We start from the raw sequence: 1,001 nt of genomic DNA, 5'->3' as shown, positions 1-1,001 counted from the left end.
CGATCAGGCCTTAGCCGTAGGGCAGACTGAGGGTGAGCTGGAGACAGCGGCTGGCGCTGAAACGATGGAATTAGGTGCTCTTCATGGGACCCTGAATGGAATCGCAGCTTCGAAGTCTGACAGCGAAGCAGCATCCGAACCGGCAACAGGGCTGCGTCTGCATACCGTATTGGCGCTGGACGATGAGTCGCTGTATACCGGGGATGCCACGGATGTTGAACCGATCAACGAGCCGCAGGACCTGGCGTATGTGATCTACACGTCGGGTACAACCGGACGTCCGAAGGGCGTCATGATCGAACATCGCAGCTTGGTCAATACGGCTGCGGCGTATCGCCGGGATTATCGTCTGAACCAGTTCCCGGTACGATTGCTGCAACTGGCAAGCTTCTCCTTCGACGTGTTCGTCGGCGATATTGCACGGACGCTCTATAACGGCGGCACGATGGTCATCTGTCCAAAAGACGACCGCATTGATCCAAGCCGTCTGTACGGCTGGATTCGTGATTATCAAATTACGGTGTTTGAATCGACACCGGCCTTGATCATACCGTTTATGCAGCATGTGTATGAACAGGGACTTGACATGAGTAGTCTGGAACTGCTCATCACGAGCTCAGATAGCTGCAGCGTGACGGACTATCGGGTGCTGCAAGAGCGGTTTGGCGCAGATATCCGCATCATGAACAGCTACGGCGTTACGGAAGCGGCGATTGACTCCAGCTTCTATGACGCAGAGCTGTCGAAACTGCCAAGCAGCGGCCATGTGCCGATTGGGCAGGCATGGCTGAACGCCCGCTTTTACATCGTAGACAGCCAGCTGAATCCGGTGCCGATTGGTGTGTTGGGCGAGCTGTGCATTGGCGGTGCTGGCGTGGCACGGGGATACCTGAACCGTGCGGACCTGACCGCTGAGAAATTCGTAGCGAACCCGTACGTACCAGGTGAACGACTGTATCGCACCGGTGACTTGGCGCGGTGGATGCCGGACGGCAATGTAG

The 1,001-nt window shown here is 56.6% G+C and carries 1 protein-coding gene; it reads left to right on the top strand.

Annotated elements, in window-relative coordinates:
* A partial coding sequence (locus tag FKV70_RS25825; RefSeq protein ID WP_208738448.1) for an AMP-binding protein occupies nucleotides 1–1,001 on the top strand: 1,001 nt, incomplete at both ends.

This window comes from Paenibacillus ottowii, from assembly GCF_006874425.1.
Classification (GTDB): Bacteria; Bacillota; Bacilli; order Paenibacillales; family Paenibacillaceae; genus Paenibacillus; species Paenibacillus ottowii.
The sequence above is the reverse complement of the archived record's forward strand: the minus strand, read 5'-3'. Positions and strand labels throughout refer to the sequence as shown.